This window comes from Yersinia sp. 2541 StPb PI (assembly GCF_052217145.1).
In the GTDB taxonomy this organism is placed as follows: domain Bacteria; phylum Pseudomonadota; class Gammaproteobacteria; order Enterobacterales; family Enterobacteriaceae; genus Yersinia; species Yersinia enterocolitica_E.
Genome location: NZ_JAZGQB010000001.1, coordinates 1047254 through 1066406 on the forward strand (window position 1 = coordinate 1047254; position 19153 = coordinate 1066406).

The following is a 19153-nucleotide window of genomic DNA, read 5'->3' on the forward strand; positions in this document are numbered from 1 at the left end:
CAGCAGGATGGTTGCCATCAATAGAGTTGTGATTACCGGCATGAGTGGGGTCACTGCCTTTGGCAATAACTGGGCGGATATTTCAGCACGTATTTATGCCGGTCAAAATGCGGTGCAATATATGCCGCAGTGGGAAGAATATCAGGGGTTGAATACCCATTTAGGTGCGCCGATTGATGATTTTGTGGTGCCCGCACATTACACCCGTAAACGCATCCGCTCGATGGGGCGGGTATCCTTATTGGCCACCAGAGCCACTGAGCTGGCGCTAGAGCAAGCGGGTCTGATGGGGGAGGATGTACTTACCAATGGGGATACTGGGATTGCCTATGGCTCTTCTACCGGTAGCACTAAGCCGGTGAGTGAATTTGCCACGATGTTAACCGAAAAACACACCAACAATATTACCGGCACGACCTATGTGCAAATGATGCCGCATACGGCGGCGGTGAATACTGGGCTGTTTTTTGGGTTGCGCGGGCGGGTTATTCCTACCTCAAGTGCTTGTACGTCAGGTAGTCAGGCAATTGGTTATGCCTATGAAGCAATCCGTCATGGCTACCAGAAAGTGATGGTTGCTGGTGGTGCAGAGGAACTGTGTCCTTCCGAGGCGGCGGTATTTGATACCTTGTTTGCTACTAGCCAGCTAAATGATTCACCAAAATTATCACCAAGGCCATTTGATCGCCAACGTGATGGTTTGGTTATTGGTGAAGGGGCTGGCACGTTGATTCTGGAAGAACTGGATCACGCCAAAGCACGTGGTGCCACTATTTACGGTGAAATCATTGGTTTTTATACTAATTGCGATGCCAGCCATATTACTCAACCACAAAAAGAGACCATGCAAATCTGCATTGAAAAGGCGTTACTAAGCTCGGGCCTGGCTGCCACTGATATTGGCTATATCAGTGCTCATGGTACCGCGACTGAGCGTGGCGATATTGCAGAAAGCCAGGCTACGGCGGCTGTTTTTGGTAACCGGACCCCCATTTCCTCTTTGAAAAGTTATTTTGGTCATACCTTAGGGGCTTGCGGTGCTCTTGAAGCCTGGATGAGTCTGGAGATGATGCGGGCCGGGCGTTTCGCACCAACCATTAATCTGACCGACCCTGATCCTGCCTGTGGTGACCTGGATTACCTGATGGGCGAGGGGCGTTATATTGATACCGAATTCTTCCAGACAAATAACTTCGCGTTTGGCGGCATTAACACCTCATTGGTGATCCGTCGCTGGCCGTAACCGCCATTGCTTTCCTCATTGTTGATTTTTTATCAAAAGTATTGTGTTGAATATGGCATTTTTTGGCAATAAAACTCTGGGCATAATCAGTTCAGATTTTTACCGGGTGGCTCGGGTAAATGGCCCCCGGTAATCAGCCAATTTTAAACATGTCTAAGCACGATAAAAATTCAAAATGAGGAATTACTATGAGCGTACCTGCATTCGGCCTGGGAACTTTTCGTCTTCAAGATCAAGTTGTTATTGATTCAGTGAGTCAGGCATTAACCGCGGGCTATCGTGTTATCGATACCGCACAAATATATGAAAATGAAGCAGCTGTTGGCCAAGCTATTGCGCAAAGCGGCATCCAGCGTGATGAGTTATTTATCACCACTAAGATTTGGATTGCTAACTTAGCGCAGGGCAAGCTCATCCCTAGCCTGCAAGAGAGCTTGCAGAAGCTGAGAACAGACTATGTGGATTTAACATTGATTCACTGGCCTTCACCAAACGATGAAGTACCCGTCGCTGAATTTATGGCTGAATTAGTGAAAGCCAAAGAGCTGGGCTTAACCCGGCAGATTGGTATTTCTAACTTCACCATCGATTTAATGAAACAGGCCATTGCGGCGGTGGGGGCCGAGGTAATTGCTACTAACCAAATCGAACTGTCACCCTTATTGCAGAACAGTAAGGTCGTTGAATTTGCGAGAGAAAATGGCATAGCGATCACTTCTTATATGACGCTGGCTTATGGTAAAGCGCTAGAAGAACCCGTGATTAAAACGATTGCGGAGCAACATGGTGCCACTCCCGCTCAGGTGATTTTAAGCTGGGCGATGCAACTGGGCTATAGTGTGATCCCATCATCGACCAAAGCCGCTAATCTGGCCAGTAATATGTTAGCGCAGGAATTGCGCTTGAGTGCCGAAGATATGGCACTGATAGCGTCGTTGGATCGTGGTGAGAGGTTAGTCAGCCCTGAAGGCCTGGCACCTGCATGGGATTGATCACGCTTTAAACCATTATCTGAACCACCCTATGTTGGGTGGTTTTTTATTTTGCAGGGAACATTTGTGCCAGACGTTCATTGATAAAATCAATAAAACAACGCAGCCGGTTACTGACGACCTGATCACTGTAATACACCGCATTAATCGGCATAACGACGGGTAGAGTCTGTTCTACCAGTAGCGGCACTAAGTCCCCGCGTTGTAGATCGCCTCTGATCATGAAATCCGATAAGCAAGCAATGCCATTTCCCTCAAGGCAAAGGCGGCGTTGCGTCTCCCCATTATTTGACGTTAAATCTGAATTTATTTCATAAAGTTGCCCATCAGCACCTGCGAGCGGCCAACGATTTAGCACCGGTAAATCATTGAACCCCAGACATAAATGATGCTGTAAATCAGCCACCGTTTGCGGGGTACCATGTTGCTTTAGGTAGGCAGGTGAGGCCAAAATATGGCGATAACTGGTCATCAGCTTTCTGGCTCGTAAGGTTGAGTCCTGTAACGTGCCGACCCGGATAGCAATATCAACCTTTCTTTCAATTAGGTTAATAAAGGTTTCTGACGAAACCAGTGATAATGTCACCAACGGATAACGCTGACGAAACTCCGCCATCAGCGGAGCCAGAATGTGCAACACCACTGGAGTAGAAGCATCGATACGCAGCAATCCTTTGGGATTTAACTGATTATCGAGTATCTCGTTTTCCGCCGTGGCCATTTCCCGCAGAATATTTTGCACTCGCCGAAAGTAGTGCTCGCCTTCTTGTGTCAGGCTGATTTGCCGGGTTGTGCGATTTAACAGCGTCACCCCTAGCTTGCTTTCGAGTTTTTTTACTGTCCGGCTGACGACTGAATTAGCTTGATCGAGTTGCTCTGCCGCACGGCTAAAACTGCCACATTCCACTACGGTAACAAAAGTAATCAGTTCATCTGAATGCGCTTTCATTGTTGCCACTCCAGCAAAAATATTTTGATATTTTGAGCATTTTTGTCATTTAACCATAGGGACATAATAGCCGCTATCAAATTGACCCGTATTTCTGGAGTAATTATGCCACTTGCATTATGGGCACTGACCATCAGTGCATTCGCTATTGGTACCACTGAATTTGTGATTGTCGGGCTGGTTCCGACCATCGCAGAACAACTGGCAGTTTCTGTGCCATCCGCCGGTTTATTAGTTTCAATCTATGCATTGGGCGTTGCTATTGGTGCTCCAGTGTTAACCGCATTAACCGGGCGCATACCGCGTAAAATGCTATTGATTGGCTTGATGGTCTTGTTCACCCTAGGGAACTTATTAGCCTGGCAATCACCTGGTTATGAGACTCTGGTGGTTGCTCGTTTACTCACCGGTCTGGCTCACGGTGTGTTCTTCTCAATTGGTTCGACTATTGCTACCAGTTTGGTGCCAAAGGAGAAAGCGGCGTCGGCGATTGCTATTATGTTTGGTGGTTTAACGGTGGCACTGGTGACTGGGGTTCCGCTCGGGACATTTATCGGCCAGCATTTTGGCTGGCGGGAGACTTTCCTTGCGGTGTCACTGATTGGGGTCATTGCCATTATTGCCAGCGCCATTTTGGTTCCCAGTAATATCCCCAATAAGGCTTCAGCCAGTATAAAGCAGCAACTACAGGTGCTCACCCACCCACGTTTACTGCTGATTTATGCCATTACCGCCTTGGGATATGGTGGTTTCTTCACCATGTTTACTTTCCTCGCGCCAGTGATGCAAGAGCTGGCAGGATTCTCACCTGCCGCAGTGAGTTGGATCTTACTGGCGTATGGGGTATCGGTCGCTATCGGCAATATCTGGGGCGGTAAACTCGCAGACCGCCATGGTGCAGTACCTGCTTTAAGTTTTATTTTTACCGCACTTGCTGTCTTACTGTTTGTTTTCCAATTCAGTGCTAACCACAGTATTGCGGCATTAATTACGTTGCTGGTCATGGGGATTTTTGCCTTTGGTAACGTCCCCGGTTTACAAGTTTATGTGGTGCAGAAAGCGGAAGAATATACGCCACATGCCGTTGACGTGGCTTCGGGCCTGAATATCGCGGCGTTTAATGTCGGAATCGCGTTAGGATCGATTATTGGTGGGCAGACAGTTATCCGGGTTGGGTTGGCTCAGACCCCTTGGATCGGTGGCGTGATTGTTATTGGTGCGCTATTACTGGTGACACTGAGTGGCAAGCTGGATAAGAAACACCCACGGCAAGTTGCTGTCAGCTAAATCCCTGCAAGTATCTATTGAAGCCCGCGATTGTGGGCTTCTTTATTAATAGAAGGCTTATTAGTGCATTATGAATCACATAGATTGAATCTCTGCTTGTGTATCCCAACATCAGAATAATATCGTGGCTAAAAGAAATTACTGACAGGAGCATCTGGGCGTATAATCAGTGAACTACCGGCTGTTGTTACCTCTCGAGCCAGAGTGATTTCGAATAAGGAATAGGCCATCAAAGTGCCGAAACGAACATATGCAATGCGATATGTTGCAGGTCAACCGGTTGAACAAATCTTCCCAGGTTCTGCTAAGCAACTGGGGCTGGGGTTACCGCCAGGCGCGCCATTGCCAACATCTGAATTTTTGCGGGTGATGGTGTGGAATATCTTTAAGCAGCAGCGGGCGCAATGGCTCTCGGTGCTCAAAGAATTCGGGCGTGATACTCAACTGATGTTACTGCAAGAAGCACAAACAACACCTGAGCTGGTGCGGTTTGCTACGTCTCACTATCAGGCCGCCGATCAGGTTCCTGCCTTTGCACTGCCTCAGCACCCTTCAGGTGTGATGACGCTTGCAGCCACCCATCCGGTCTACTGTTGCCCCCTGCGTGAGAGAGAGCCGTTACTGCGGTTGTCTAAATCGGCCTTAATTACTGTTTACCCAATCCATGACGGCCGTTTATTGATGGTGGTGAATATTCACGCGGTGAATTTCAGTCTTGGTGTTGATGTTTACAGTAAACAACTCGAGCCCATTGGGGAACAAATCGCGATGCATCGTGGCCCGGTGATTCTGGCGGGGGATTTTAATGCCTGGAGCCGACAGCGGGTTAATGCTTTACAGTGCTTTGCCCAAGTAGTGGGGTTAGCTGAAGTTGAATTCCGGGCTGATAACCGTAGCCGTGCGTTTGGCCGACCGCTTGATTTTGTCTTTTATCGGGGTCTTACTCTGGCAGATGCATCAGTATTAGTGACCCGAGCCTCTGATCACAATCCACTGCTGGTTGAATTCCAGCCATAAAAAAAGCACCCCGAAGGGTGCTTTTTAACAGCTTTAATCGCGATTCTGACTCTACGTATCCGGGGTCGATTTGCCGTTAACGAACAACGTCAATTTCAAGCCTGGTTGTAAACTATTAGCCTTGCTGACTACCGAATTCCATCGCATCACATCGTCGGTGTTTACACCGTGACGCTTGGCAATACTGGCAAAAGAATCACCTTTACGAACCTGATAGGTGATGCTGTTGCTGGTCGTTGTATTGCTTGCCAGTTGCAGGGTTTGCCCAACTTTTAAGGTGCTCTTGGCACGTAAGTTGTTCCAACTCTGCAAATCGCTGGTCTTGATATTCAACCGCTTGGCAATCGTAGATAAGGTATCACCGGAGCGAACTTTATACTGCGAACCTGATGCTGATTTTGAGCTGTTCTGTGCCAACTTGGTTGGTTGAACGGCGGCAATATCAGTATCTGCCAATGAATCTTTAAGCTGCTCAGCATGGGCCTTTGGCAACATAATATAACGAGGACCATGTCCATCAGGTGCCGTTACATTGCGCTTATACCCAGAATTAAAGGATTTCAACTTAGTAAGTGACATCCCCGCCATCTCAGCCGCCTGAGTTAGCTGTATCTGCTGACCTACATCAACACGTGCTAATGCACGGTCTTTGTCGGGTTCTGGCAAGTTTATACCGTACTTTTTGCTGTTCTTGATTAAATCACCCAAGGCCAGCATTTTTGGAACATAAATTGACGTTTCACGTGGAAGCGACAATGCCCAAAAGTTGGTCGGTTTACCCTTTGCCTTATTAGCCTTAACCGCTTGCATGACTCTGCCTTCACCACTGTTATAAGCAGCGACTGTTAACAACCAGTCACCGTCAAACATTTTGTTCAGGCGCTCCATCATATCAAGCGCTGCTTTGGTAGACGCAACCACATCTCTGCGGCCGTCATACCATTGGTTTTGTTTCAAGCCATAGTTTCGACCTGTACTCGGCACTATCTGCCATAGCCCTGCGGCGTTGGCGGATGATGTCGCGTGTGGGTCAAAAGCGCTCTCCACTATGGGTAGCAGTACCAGTTCCATCGGCATTTTACGTTTCTTAATCTGCTCGACTATCAGGTACATGTACGGCTCTGCCCGTAATGTTACATCGTGGAGATAGCTCTTATTTCTTAAGTATTTTTGCTTTTGTTCACGGATCCGGGAATTTTCCGGAACCTTCATCTTCAGCTCGTCGCTAATGAAGTTCCACAAATCTTGCTGCGCGAGGCCACTTTCACTATCAAGCCATCGCGCGCTGCCCTCTCGGACGCTATTTGTGTACTCTCCTGCTTCACTCTCTTGACCTGCTGAAGACAAACTCTGCGCATGCTGTACGGGAACCTGTACGTCCTGCTTGGACGCCTGGCACCCAACAAGCAAGACTGAGGCGAGAAATATCGCTTTGGTCTTCATGTGTGTGTCAATGTCAGTTGCTTAAAAGACGACCAATCATACTTTGCTTCGACAAAAAACACAACTAAAAGCTCAGAAGCGGTCTTTCTGGGCGCGTAATTCGGAAAAAACTGAAGCAAGTGAGGCTGGTGGCGAGATAACGCCTATTTTCCTTTGTAAATCAATGTCATCGCAACGTAAAAAAACATTAATTTTACGCTCTAATTGCAATTTTACCGGCAAACTAGGTAGGTTTTTTGCCCGTAATTGCATGATTTGTTGTTGATATGTAGCAATATCTTGATCTGCGGGCAAAATGAAACGGGCAAACTTAAGATTTGCGAGAGTATATTCATGCGCGCTGCAAATTAAGGTTTCAGCGGGAAGCTGCGCCAGCCGTTGAATTGACGCATACATTTGCTCTGGTGTGCCTTCAAATAGTCTGCCGCAGCCGGCAGAAAAAAGCGTGTCGCCGCAGAAAAGATAAGGTTCGCTGTAGTATGCAATGTGCCCAAGGGTATGGCCAGGGACGGCGATAATGGTGTAGTTTTGACCATCAATTGTCAGGTGATCACCCCCATTTACGATAACTGTCGCACCTTTATTTGCTGTTTCCTGCGGGCCATAGACGGGAATATTGGGGAAATGGCGGTGTAATTGTGCCACACCACCGACGTGATCGTTGTGGTGATGGGTGAGCAGGATGGCCTGAGGAGTGTATTGGCCTTGTGCCAGTGCAGACAGCACCGGCGCTGATTCACCCGGATCAACAATAACGCAGTGTTTTTGTGGGTTTGCCAATAACCAAATGTAATTGTCTTGAAATGCCGGAATACTGATAAGATTCATTGGATACCTCTTTTTTGTTGGCAACCGCTTGAGTGTGAAAGAAGATAATATACCCGTCATCTTTCAAATCGCAGGTGTATTGGCGGCTCCCGTTCATCCGCATCACTTACGGGGGTTAGCTTATCGGGGTTCACTTACTTGCCACCTTCCTGCACCTTGAAATCTATTGGGTAGAAACATGAAACCAGCGCAAACACACCAACAGATCGATGCGCCTGCATCTTGGGCGGAGTTACCTTGGGGAGAGTATTATCGCGCAGCGCTCGAACAGCAATTACAACCTTGGTGGCCGAAGCTATTTGGTTTTCATCTGTTGAAAATAGGCCAGTTGAGTGCGGAAATCGCCAGCGATAAATGTGCTATCTCCCATCAGGTTAATGTGGGGGAACAAGGTACTAATATGCAGGTGCTGGCCAGCCCATACCAGTTACCTTTTGCTGAAAAGTCAGTGGACGCCTGTCTGTTATCTCATTCTTTAGCCTATGCCACTGACCCACATCGTATTTTGCGTGAAGCAGATAGGGTGCTTATTGATGACGGCTGGTTGATTATCAGTAACTTCAATCCGATGAGTGTGCTGGGTGCCGGCAAGCTGGTGCCAATATTACGCCAGCGGCAGCCTTATATTAGCCGAATGTTTACTCAGATGCGTTTGCTGGATTGGCTGAGTTTGCTGAATTATGAAGTTATGCATATGTCGTGCTTTCACGTTTTACCCTGGCATAAAGAAGGTGGGCGCTTTATCAGCACCCATCTACATGCGCTGGGGTGTGTCAGCCTGATTGTGGCCCGTAAGCGCACCATACCTTTGACATTTAATCCGATGAAGTTTGGTGCACGTAAGCCTTGGTTTAGCCGTGCGGTTGGCGCAACCAAAAGTTATCGCGACCAACCTTGATTCGGTGTGTGAAAGCCACTAATACCGTGGCAACGTCAGGTAAGAAGAGTTAGTTGGGGATATAACCAATATCGTCTTGTGTCGGTGAATTGGCCGCAAGACGTGCCAGTTCATCGCAGCGCTCATTTTCAGGATGGCCAGCATGGCCTTTAACCCATTCCCATTGTACGGTATGGCCTTGGATTGCCAGATCCAGCCGTTGCCATAAATCGACGTTACGTACCGGTTTGCGGTCTGTGGTTTTCCACCCGCGCTTTTTCCAGTTGTGGATCCATTGTGTGATGCCCTGACGCACGTATTGGCTGTCAGTGCTGAGCGTCACGTGGCAAGGTGATGTCAATGCCTCCAAGGCGACGATAGCAGCCATCAACTCCATACGGTTGTTGGTTGTCAAACGGTAGCCAGCACTAAAGGTCTTTTCATGTTGTTTGTAACGCATAATTGCGCCATAACCACCGGGGCCAGGATTGCCAAGGCAAGATCCGTCGGTGAAAATTTCTACCTGTTTAGTCATCTCTGGTAGACTCTTCCTATCTGTTTAAACGTTAAGTCTGACATAAACGAGCGCTATGAGCACTGGCAATATGCAAGTTACCCCGACCAGACAGATTGTTCTGGATACTGAAACCACTGGTATGAATAAGCTGGGCGTTCATTATGAAGGCCATCGGATTATTGAGATCGGTGCTGTTGAAGTGATCAACCGCCGTCTGACCGGCAGAAACTTCCATGTGTATGTGAAACCGGACCGTCTGGTCGACCCAGAGGCCTACGGTGTCCATGGTATCAGTGATGAGTTTCTGGCCGATAAACCCACATTTGCTGATATTACACCGGAGTTTCTCGAGTTTATCCGTGGTGCTGAGCTAGTCATTCATAATGCGGCGTTTGATATCGGCTTTATGGATTACGAGTTCCGTATGTTGCAGCAGGATATTCCGAAAACGGAAACCTTCTGTACCATCACCGATAGCCTGTTATTGGCGCGCCGCCTGTTCCCCGGCAAGCGTAATAACCTTGATGCGTTATGCGATCGCTATCTGATAGATAATACCAAGCGAACGTTGCACGGCGCATTACTCGATGCCGAAATTCTGGCAGAAGTTTATCTGGCGATGACCGGCGGCCAGACGTCTCTGTCTTTCTCTATGGAAGGTGATCAGTCGCAGAATGATTCTTCTGAAAATATCCAGCGTATTACCCGGCCAGCATCTGCGTTGAAAGTAATTTATGCGGCTGAAGAGGAGTTGTCAGCCCATGAATCGCGTCTGGATTTGGTGATGAAGAAGGGCGGCAGTTGTTTGTGGCGGATGCCGCTTGAATCGGAAGATAGTGCAAATGCAGAATAAAATGATTTCCAGATGAAAAACTGCGCAACCGGCTTATTTTGCTGGAAAAAGTATTGACGAGATTGCATTCCATACGTAATATCCGTCTCGTTCTTAACCGGAACAGCAGCGTGGTGCGGTAGTTCAGTCGGTTAGAATACCGGCCTGTCACGCCGGGGGTCGCGGGTTCGAGTCCCGTCCGCACCGCCAACATTCAGAAGCCCTGAGTTATTGCTAACTCAGGGCTTCGTTGTATCTATACCCTTGGCACTTGAAGCTGCAGGGGTGTTAGCTACGCTCACTTACCCAAATCACTTGACTGTGTAAGCTCATTGGGATGCATTCGCTTGCTGCCTACCTGCAACTCCAATTACTTTGGGTATACCCTTGGTACTTGAAGCCGCTGGGGGGCAAAATAATAGAACTCCCCCCTTGGGTAACACATCAATAAACCCATTTAGAATTTACTGCGTAGCTTTCGCATTACCTGCTTGCGCGGCTGTTTTTACCCAACCATCAAAGGTGGCCTGATGGGCCTGAATCCAACCATTCACATGACGTTCAATATCGGCATCTGACGATTCACCCGCGTGCATCCGCATGTTCTGAGCATTCACATCATTAATCGATAATTTCATGATAGAGAACAGCTTAGCGGCGGCCGGGTTAGCTTCAGCCCATTTTTTGTTAGCCACGATATGCATCACACTCGGTGGGAAGCCGTAGTTCGCACCGTTAGACAGCTTGGTGTCGATAGTTTTATCTGGCAGGGAAGAGAATGGAACCTGCAACCATACTACGTCACGGCCCGGCACCAATACATCACTGACCCAATAAGGTGTCCAGGTGTAATACAGGATTGGTTTGCCTTCTTTGTAACGTGTAATCGTATCGGCAATCATCGCGGCATAGTTACCCTGATTATGGATAACGGTATCGCTCAGACCATAAGCTTTGATCTGATGATTTATCGGCGCTTCACAGCCCCAACCTGGGTTACAGCCGGTTAGATCGGCTTTACCATCGTTATTAGCATCAAACAATTTGGCGATTTTCGGATCTTTTAGCTGCTCAATATTGGTAATGTGGTATTTATCAGCGGTTTTTTTATCGATCAGATAACCCTGTGCCAATCCTTCAATATAGTTACCCTGACGATAAAATTTGGCATCGCCACCGGCAGCATTATATTGGTCGTTATGCAGTGGTTCCCAGTTTACCGCCAGATAGGTGGCATCACCTGCGCCGATAGTTGAATACGCGACGTTGTAATCTACTTCTTTGGTCGGTTGGACATCGTAACCGAGTTTTTCCAAGGCTTTATTGACCAGAGAGGTCTGGAAGGTCTCTTCCGAAATGGTACTTTGCAGCGGCTGGACAGTGATGCCTTTGCCCGGTAATTCTGCGGCGGATAACTGAGTGCTGATCAGTGTGGTGAGGGCCAAAGCCCAGATTCCTGTCGAACGCATAGTTGTTCCTTTTTAAGCTATTTTACTTGCCATTTTGAACGAGGACAGTGCTCATCATCCTTACGTACTATGTGTACATTGCGGTGATTGCGCGCTGTCCATGTCCAAACTGCCTGCGACAATTACGCTTAAATTTGAGCGTAATAATTTGAAATTACTTAGTATTTCTAAAAGGTTTGGTGATAAGACCAATCGGGCCGGCTGTATACCAGAGGCCAATGCCTTTGGTACGGCGATCGCGGCCTAATGATTGGGTCAGGCGGTCAAGGATGATCGCCAGAATCACAATACCGACACCGCCGACTGCGGCCAGCCCCATATCAAGGCGGCCAATACCGCGCAGTACCATTTGACCTAAGCCCCCTACAGCAATCATCGAGGCGATGACTACCATCGACAGTGCCAGCATCAGGGTTTGGTTCACACCCGCCATGATGGTTGGCATCGCCAGCGGTAACTGCACTTTGAACAGTAATTGGCGTGGATTGGCACCAAAGGATTCAGCGGCTTCGATAAGATCTTCTGGTACCTGTTTGATGCCCAAAATGGTCAGACGAACAATGGGTGGCAGAGCAAAGATGATGGTCACGACCACGCCGGGGACGTTACCGATACCGAACAGCATGACGATGGGCACCAGATAAACGAATGCCGGTGTAGTCTGCATGGCATCCAGTAACGGCCGAATTATACGTGCGGCATTATTACTGCGTGCCAGCCATATCCCCATCGGTAGCCCGATAAGAATACAGAAGAACAGCGAAGTCAGAACCAGCGCCAGTGTCACCATTGCTTGTGACCACGCACCGATAGCGCCAATAGCAACCAGTGATATCAGGGTTGCTACGCCCATTCCTAAGGTGGAGAACTGCCAGGCGATCAGCGCGAAAACCAGAATGGCGATCGGTGCTGGCATACCCAGTAGTAGGTGCTGAAAGCCACTGAGAATAAAATCAACCGGCACGCGAATGCCCTGGAACAGGGGGCGAAAATGCAGCACAACCCAGTCGATACCGTGGGTGACCCAGGAATCCAGTGGCACCCAGGTGTTATGAAACGGATCCATCAGACTGAAATGCTCGGGAGCAGCGGCCGGAGTACTATTCAACCAATCGGTACTTTGTGTCGCAGTGCTCTGAACGGCCTGAGAAGCAACCTCATGGCTGGTACTGCTGGCGGCATGGCTACCCTCAGCCATGCTCGCTCCCCACGGGTCAACAGCGGCTGACAGTGTCTGAGGGGCGGTATCTGTTGCCGCCGGTGCTGCTGAAGCTGCCGCATCCGTCGCCCAAGGATTACTGTCTACGGGGGTACTGCTTTGAATTGGATCACTCATTTGGCGTCTCCTTATCTAAAGCCTGCAACAGCATGGCTTTGGAAATAATACCGATATAACTGTTGTCTTCACCGACCACAGGGACCGCACACGGGGCCTGGGCAACCAGTGAAATCAACTCACTGAGGGGCATATCTGCGGGAACCGGCGCTGGATCGGCCAGTAAGGCACTATCCAGCGACTGGCTCTCCGCCAAGGCTTTTTTCAGTGAATCTATCGATACCACGCCAATAAACTTCTGCCCGCGTTCCAGCACATAGCCATAATCGCGGTCTTCATCTTGAAGCAGTTTTAACGCTGAACGAGGGCCGAAACCCGGAGTTTTACGAATTAATGATACCGGGCGACGGCGCGCGATATCCTTGGCACTAAAGACGTGGCTGATATCGACGCCACGGAAGAAGGTGCGCACATAGTCATTAGCCGGATTATTCAGTATTTCATCCGGGGTGCCGACCTGTACTACTTCGCCGCCCTGCATAATGGCGATACGATCACCAATGCGCATGGCTTCATCCAAATCATGAGAGATAAAGACAATGGTCCTTTGATGTTTGGCCTGTAATTTGACCAGCTCATCTTGCATTTCTGTACGTATTAAGGGGTCTAGCGCTGAAAAGGCCTCATCCATTAATAAGATGTCAGGGTTATTGGCCATCGCCCGGGCTAAACCGACGCGCTGACGCATCCCGCCGGAAAGTTCATCGGGGTAGGAGTGGGCGTAGCTTTCCAGACTCACCTGACGCAGTGCTTCCAGCGCTTTGTCGTGACGTTCCTGCAAAGGGACGCCAGCCAGCTCCATACCGAATGCGGTGTTATCGAGAACATTCAAATGGGGCATTAATGCAAAGGACTGAAAGACCATACTGATCTTATTACGGCGTACGGTGCGCAGGGCACTATCAGATATTTTGGCAATATCTTCGCCATCGATCAGTACTTCTCCACGGGTGGGTTCTATCAGACGATTGAGAAGGCGTACCAGGGTGGATTTACCAGAACCGGATAACCCCATGATGACGAATATCTCGCCTTCTTCAATGGCCAGATTGGCATCTTTAACGCCAACGGACAAACCAGTTTTGGCAAATATCTGCTCTTTATTCTTACCTGATTCAAGCAGCTTAAAAGCCCGTTCTGGATGCTCACCAAATATTTTATATAGATTCTTTACTTCGAGTTTAATTGCCATGCAGCTGGTGTATTCCTCTGTCAATTTTGAATTATGTTTATTCGATCAATGTTATCCTGATGAAAAAATAGAGCGCCATATACCCTAACACAATGAGAATCTGAGACAACCCTCAATGTTCTTATAATCTGAATTGTAATAGACCTTATCCCAGGATATATCTTTTTAATCTGTTAATTTATATACGTTAATATTGTGGTTTTTTGATGTTCACATCTTGCTTAATATTGATATGCTGAGTGGGCTATAATTAGCCAGTTAATAGCGTGAATATTGTCCATATATATTCATTCTATTGAATATACTGTTATTGATTATATTCCCTCGATTTTTCTTGTGGTCAGCCTTGGGCTTGAGCATCCGTCATCGTGCTGATATGACATTTTTATCGTCACAAGAGACATGCTGAATCCCCCTTATATACTGGCCTGCGCCTAAATTAGTAGTCAGGTAATAATTTCAGTTTTTAGTTGTGGTTCTGTTCATTGCGTAGGTAAATATAGCGGATGAGTGGTGGTGAGTTTACAAGGTGATTGAGGCATTAAATCATCACCAAATAGAGGGCAGCCTTGCTGCGGCTGCCAGTGGATGTGGATCGCCTCATTTTTATGCCATAAAAGTGAGGGTGGGGCACCGATAGGGAACGCTTAAAAATCCCAATCTTCGTCTTCGGTGTTGACTGCCTTACCAATCACATAAGAGGAGCCAGAACCGGAGAAGAAATCGTGATTCTCGTCTGCATTTGGTGATAATGCCGCCAGAATGGCCGGACTGACTGCTGCCTGACTGGTAGGGAATAAGGCTTCATAACCTAAATTCATTAATGCTTTATTAGCATTATAATGAAGGAACTTTTTGACATCTTCGGTCCAGCCAACCTTATCATACAGGTCCTCGGTGTAACGCACCTCATTGTCATATAAGTCTTGCAGCAGATCGAAGGCAAAGTTCTTTATTTCCTGGCGGCGACTATTGTCGACTTTCTCCAACCCTTTCTGAAATTTGTAGCCGATATAATAACCATGTACTGCCTCGTCACGGATGATTAATCGAATAAGATCGGCAGTGTTGGTTAATTTTGCCCGGCTGGACCAATACATCGGTAAATAGAAACCGGAATAGAATAAAAATGATTCCAGAAATACACTGGCTATCTTTTTCTTCAGTGGGTCATCATTATGATAGTGCTGTAAGATAATATTGGCTTTATTTTGTAGTGGGTCATTCTCTTCACTCCAGCGATAGGCATCGTCCACATCAGATGTCATGCAAAGAGTAGAAAAAATAGAGCTATAAGAGCGAGCATGGACCGCCTCCATAAAGCTGATATTCGAGAATACCGCTTCCTCATGGGGGGTAATGGCATCTTTAATCAGTGCCGGCGCACCCAATGTATTCTGAATAGTATCCAGCAGTGTCAGGCCGGTAAAAACCCGAATCGTAAGCTGTTGTTCATTAGGTGTCAGCGTTGCCCAAGAGGGAATGTCATTTGATAGTGGGACTTTTTCCGGCAACCAGAAATTAGCTGTCAGGCGGTTCCATACTTCTAGGTCTTTATCGTCTTCAATCTTATTCCAGTTAATGGCACTGACGTGTGTTATCGGTTTTACTGCGTTCATATCATTTTCCTTATCAACCATTTTTATTCATTCAGTGCCGCGAATTACAGCGAGCAAGAAACACAACCTTCGACTTCAGTGCCTTCAAGCGCCATCTGACGCAGCCGGATGTAATAAATGGTCTTAATCCCTTTCTTCCAGGCATAAATTTGCGCTTTATTAATATCGCGGGTACTGGCGGTATCACGGAAGAACAGGGTCAGTGATAGCCCTTGATCGACATGCTGTGTTGCCTCAGCGTAGGTATCGATGATTTTCTCCGGCCCTATCTGATAAGCATCCTGATAATATTCAAGGTTATCGTTAGTCATATAAGGTGCGGGATAATAGACTCGGCCAATCTTGCCTTCTTTACGAATCTCAATCGGTGAGACAATCGGGTGAATGCTCGATGTCGAGTGATTGATATAGGAAATAGAACCGGTAGGCGGCACCGCCTGCAAGTTCTGGTTATAAATACCGTGTTCCATCACTGATTGGCGTAACGCGGCCCAATCTTGCTGGTCGGGCAGTACAATAGCTGCCTGAGCAAATAGTGCCTGTACTTTGGCGGTTTTAGGCAGCCAGCTCTGCTCGATATATTTTGTGAAATAAGTACCCGAGGCATAATCTGACTCATCAAAGCCTTTAAAGTGGTGGCCTCGTTCTATTGCCAGTTGGTTCGAGGCGCGGATGGCGTGATATACCACGCTATAAAAGTAGATATTAGTAAAATCGAGCGCCTCTTCAGAGCCGTAGAAAATACGCTCGCGGGCCAGATAACCGTGCAGATTCATCTGCCCCAAGCCAATGGCATGGGATTCTTGATTACCTTTCTCGATAGAAGGTACTGAGCGGATATTGCTCATATCGGAGACGGCAGTCAGCCCACGAATAGCGGTTTCAATCGATTTGCCAAAGTCTGGTGAATCCATGGTATGCGCGATATTCATCGAACCAAGGTTACAAGAGATATCTTTACCGATATGGCGATAGCTAAGATCGTCATTGTATTCGGTTGGTGAATTAACCTGCAAAATTTCTGAGCACAGGTTACTCATATTGATTCGACCTTTAATCGGATTGGCGCGATTAACTGTGTCCTCAAACATCATGTAGGGATAGCCGGATTCAAACTGGATCTCGGCTAGAATCTGGAAGAACTCGCGTGCCTTGATTTTGCTTTTATGGATGCGCTTGTCATTGACCATCTCGCGGTATTTTTCGCTGATGCTGATTTCTGACATCGGTAAACCGTAAACCTGTTCTACATCGTAAGGAGAGAACAGGTACATTTCTTCGTTATTCTTCGCCAACTCAAAGGTAATATCCGGGATAACCACGCCTAAGGAGAGAGTTTTGATTCGAACTTTTTCATCGGCATTTTCGCGTTTGGTATCCAGAAAACGTAAAATATCGGGATGATGGGCATGGAGATATACTGCCCCCGCACCTTGCCGTGCGCCCAACTGGTTAGCATAAGAAAAGGCATCTTCCAGCATTTTCATGATAGGGATGACGCCGGAGGATTGGTTTTCAATCCGTTTGATTGGCGCACCGACTTCACGAATATTACTTAGTAGGAAAGCGACCCCGCCACCACGTTTAGACAATTGCAGCGCTGAGTTAATGGAGCGGCCAATTGATTCCATATTATCTTCAATGCGTAACAAGAAGCAGGAGACAAGCTCACCACGCTGTTTTTTACCACAATTGAGGAATGTCGGGGTGGCCGGTTGGAATCGACCAGAGATTATCTCTTCTACCAGTTCTTGCGCCAGTGTCGGGTCACCTGCTGCCAGTGTCAGCGCCACCATGCAAACACGGTCTTCGTAGCGTTCCAGATAACGTTTGCCATCAAAGGTTTTCAGGGTATAGCTGGTGTAATATTTAAAGGCGCCAAGGAAAGTGGGAAAACGAAATTTTTTGCTATAGGCCTGCTGGAATAAGCTTTTGATAAAGCTGAAATCGTACTGAGCCAGCACCTCTTTCTCGTAATATCCTTCTTCGACCAGATAATCGAGTTTTTCTTGCAAATTGTGGAAGAACACGGTGTTTTGATTGACGTGTTGCAAGAAATATTGACGTGCCGCCAACCGGTCTTTATCAAACTGGATACGTCCATCAGCATCATAGAGGTTTAGCATCGCATTCAGTGAGTGATAGTCAAGCTCGCTACTGGATGGATCAGTGATATTCAGTTCTGTCGTTGCCAAAATTCAGTTACTCCCTTGCGCACGTTAGCCACATCTTCTGCTGTACCCAGTAGTTCAAAACGATACAGATAAGGAACCTGACATTTTTGGGAGATGATTTTCCCTGCCAGACAATAGGCGTCGCCAAAATTAGTGTTACCCGCAGCAATAACGCCGCGAATCAATGAACGGTTGTGTGGATCATTTAGAAAACGGATCACCTGAATCGGTACTGCTCCTACCGGGCTGCCACCGCCATAACTGGGCACTAACAAAATATAGGGCTGCTCGATCTGCGGTGTTTTCCGGGCACCGGCAATAGGGATACGTATTGCCGGGAGTTCCAGCTTCCCGACAAAACGGTGGGTGTTCTCCGAAGAGCTGGAAAAATAGACCAGCGGATTCATCTTGTCCCCCCATCAGGCACTGACGGCCTGAACCAGTGCGTTAATTTTGTCAGGGCGGAAGCCGGACCAATGTTCATTGCCGGCAATAATCACTGGCACCTGCTGATAACCAAGAGATTTCACATGATTTAATGCTTGCAAATCTGCTGTTAAATCAATTGTTTGATAGGATATTCCTTGTTTGTCGAATGCTCGGTAAGTGGCATTGCACTGGACACAATTAGGTTTACTGTAAATAATAATACTCATGATTCGCATTTACCTTTTGTAATGAGGAAAGGCGGATTAGTCAGGTTGTTAAGGTGCCGCGACGACCTGCCTCTGATAATCAACTGCGGTTTCATTTCCGTAGGTGATAAAATAAATACTATATCTAGTGTTTATTTAATTCAACCACACTACATGTAGTTATTTATTGAGAATTCATGCATTGTTCAGCGACAGGGCCGCCAGCACGGGGCTGGCGGTAGATTTAGTAATAATAAGGAGGATAAAAATATTTCTATTGCGGAGTTGTTGCGGGCAAGATGATTTACTGGCGCAGGCTGACGGCTAAGCGGTTAAAGGCATTCATGATACTGATAGCAAAAGTTAAATCGGAAATTTCAGCATCGGTAAAATGTACTTTTAAGGCGGCGAAGATATTATCAGGTGTGCCACTGGTGGTGATGTAAGTCACCGCTTCTGCCCAGTCTAATGCTGCTCTTTCTGCTTCAGTAAATGCATTACTGAGTCGCCAGCCAGCTATCACATCCATTTTGGCATTATCAAAACCGTTCTCACGCAAGAATTTACCGTGCATATTCAAGCAGAATGCGCAGCCGTTGATTTGTGATACCCGCATAAAAATCATTTCTATCAATGCTTTAGGTAATGAACTCTTATCTAACGAGAGAGACGCATTAACCAGTGCTTTATAGGTTGTAGGTGAAAGTTCGGAAAAATAAAGACGTTGTTCAACCATGATATGT

Annotated in this window: 18 protein-coding genes and 1 tRNA gene; 7 read left to right on the forward strand and 12 right to left on the reverse strand. The window is 47.3% G+C overall.

All coding sequences use genetic code 11. The features are described 5' to 3' along the window. Positions 1-7 precede the first annotated feature (7 nt). Both V1953_RS04555 and dkgB read left to right on the forward strand, forming a co-directional pair. Positions 8-1243, forward strand: coding sequence for a beta-ketoacyl-ACP synthase (locus V1953_RS04555; protein WP_193784870.1), 1236 nt, complete (start codon positions 8-10; stop codon positions 1241-1243). 188 nt (positions 1244-1431) lie between these two features. Continuing rightward, entirely contained in the window at positions 1432-2235 is an 804-nt protein-coding gene (dkgB, locus tag V1953_RS04560; RefSeq protein ID WP_083162994.1) for a 2,5-didehydrogluconate reductase DkgB, read from the forward strand. A 46-nt stretch (positions 2236-2281) separates the two neighbouring features. Here the strand turns inward: dkgB and yafC are convergent, their stop codons facing one another. Next, on the reverse strand, positions 2282-3184 hold the full coding sequence (gene yafC / locus V1953_RS04565) for a DNA-binding transcriptional regulator YafC (RefSeq protein ID WP_083162996.1): 903 nt from the start codon (positions 3182-3184) through the stop codon (positions 2282-2284). 105 nt (positions 3185-3289) lie between these two features. Between yafC and V1953_RS04570 the strand changes: the two genes are divergently transcribed. Together V1953_RS04570 and V1953_RS04575 are read left to right on the forward strand one after the other, a co-directional pair. Then, on the forward strand, positions 3290-4471 hold the full coding sequence (locus tag V1953_RS04570) for an MFS transporter (protein WP_083162999.1): 1182 nt from the start codon (positions 3290-3292) through the stop codon (positions 4469-4471). A 234-nt stretch (positions 4472-4705) separates the two neighbouring features. After that, positions 4706-5488 (forward strand): endonuclease/exonuclease/phosphatase family protein, encoded by a 783-nt coding sequence (locus V1953_RS04575; protein WP_083163001.1) that lies wholly within the window; start codon positions 4706-4708, stop codon positions 5486-5488. Between the two features lie 51 nt (positions 5489-5539). Here V1953_RS04575 and mltD read toward each other — a convergent pair whose 3' ends face one another. Beyond that, positions 5540-6931, reverse strand: coding sequence for a murein transglycosylase D (gene mltD / locus V1953_RS04580; protein ID WP_442820583.1), 1392 nt, complete (start codon positions 6929-6931; stop codon positions 5540-5542). 72 nt (positions 6932-7003) lie between these two features. Continuing rightward, positions 7004-7759, reverse strand: a complete 756-nt coding sequence (gene gloB, locus V1953_RS04585; protein WP_420073214.1) for a hydroxyacylglutathione hydrolase — start codon at positions 7757-7759, stop codon at positions 7004-7006. A gap of 178 nt (positions 7760-7937) precedes the next feature. On the opposite strand from gloB, the gene V1953_RS04590 reads away from it, so the two are divergent. Beyond that, complete coding sequence (locus V1953_RS04590) at positions 7938-8657, forward strand: class I SAM-dependent methyltransferase (RefSeq protein ID WP_083163007.1); 720 nt, start codon at positions 7938-7940, stop codon at positions 8655-8657. Between the two features lie 49 nt (positions 8658-8706). Here the strand turns inward: V1953_RS04590 and rnhA are convergent, their stop codons facing one another. Continuing rightward, complete coding sequence (gene rnhA, locus V1953_RS04595; protein ID WP_050074222.1) at positions 8707-9171, reverse strand: ribonuclease HI; 465 nt, start codon at positions 9169-9171, stop codon at positions 8707-8709. A gap of 70 nt (positions 9172-9241) precedes the next feature. On the opposite strand from rnhA, the gene dnaQ reads away from it, so the two are divergent. Continuing rightward, positions 9242-10006, forward strand: coding sequence for a DNA polymerase III subunit epsilon (gene dnaQ / locus V1953_RS04600; protein ID WP_083163009.1), 765 nt, complete (start codon positions 9242-9244; stop codon positions 10004-10006). Between the two features lie 112 nt (positions 10007-10118). Further along, positions 10119-10195, forward strand: a tRNA-Asp gene (locus tag V1953_RS04605). 254 nt (positions 10196-10449) lie between these two features. Here the strand turns inward: V1953_RS04605 and proX are convergent. The 8 genes from proX to V1953_RS04645 all read right to left on the reverse strand — a co-directional run bounded on the left by proX (position 10450) and on the right by V1953_RS04645 (position 19146). Beyond that, a complete protein-coding gene (gene proX, locus V1953_RS04610) occupies positions 10450-11454 on the reverse strand; it encodes a glycine betaine/L-proline ABC transporter substrate-binding protein ProX (RefSeq protein ID WP_083163011.1) in 1005 nt (334 codons plus the stop codon). A 154-nt stretch (positions 11455-11608) separates the two neighbouring features. Then, complete coding sequence (gene proW / locus V1953_RS04615; RefSeq protein WP_083163013.1) at positions 11609-12790, reverse strand: glycine betaine/L-proline ABC transporter permease ProW; 1182 nt, start codon at positions 12788-12790, stop codon at positions 11609-11611. Next, the gene (proV, locus tag V1953_RS04620; RefSeq protein ID WP_083163015.1) at positions 12783-13982 is read right to left on the reverse strand and encodes a glycine betaine/L-proline ABC transporter ATP-binding protein ProV; all 1200 of its coding nucleotides are present in this window, start codon (positions 13980-13982) and stop codon (positions 12783-12785) included. Before proV ends, proW begins: the two co-directional genes overlap by 8 nt. Before the next feature lie 647 nt (positions 13983-14629). After that, on the reverse strand, positions 14630-15601 hold the full coding sequence (gene nrdF / locus V1953_RS04625; protein ID WP_083164116.1) for a class 1b ribonucleoside-diphosphate reductase subunit beta: 972 nt from the start codon (positions 15599-15601) through the stop codon (positions 14630-14632). Positions 15602-15645: 44 nt separating this feature from the next. Further along, entirely contained in the window at positions 15646-17796 is a 2151-nt protein-coding gene (gene nrdE / locus V1953_RS04630) for a class 1b ribonucleoside-diphosphate reductase subunit alpha (RefSeq protein ID WP_083163017.1), read from the reverse strand. Continuing rightward, positions 17778-18182 (reverse strand): class Ib ribonucleoside-diphosphate reductase assembly flavoprotein NrdI, encoded by a 405-nt coding sequence (nrdI, locus tag V1953_RS04635; protein WP_442850699.1) that lies wholly within the window; start codon positions 18180-18182, stop codon positions 17778-17780. Before nrdI ends, nrdE begins: the two co-directional genes overlap by 19 nt. A gap of 12 nt (positions 18183-18194) precedes the next feature. After that, positions 18195-18431: a glutaredoxin-like protein NrdH gene (nrdH, locus tag V1953_RS04640; protein ID WP_442850700.1), complete on the reverse strand. Its 237-nt coding sequence runs from the start codon at positions 18429-18431 to the stop codon at positions 18195-18197. A 283-nt stretch (positions 18432-18714) separates the two neighbouring features. Continuing rightward, complete coding sequence (locus V1953_RS04645) at positions 18715-19146, reverse strand: carboxymuconolactone decarboxylase family protein (protein ID WP_372569518.1); 432 nt, start codon at positions 19144-19146, stop codon at positions 18715-18717. Positions 19147-19153: the final 7 nt, after the last annotated feature.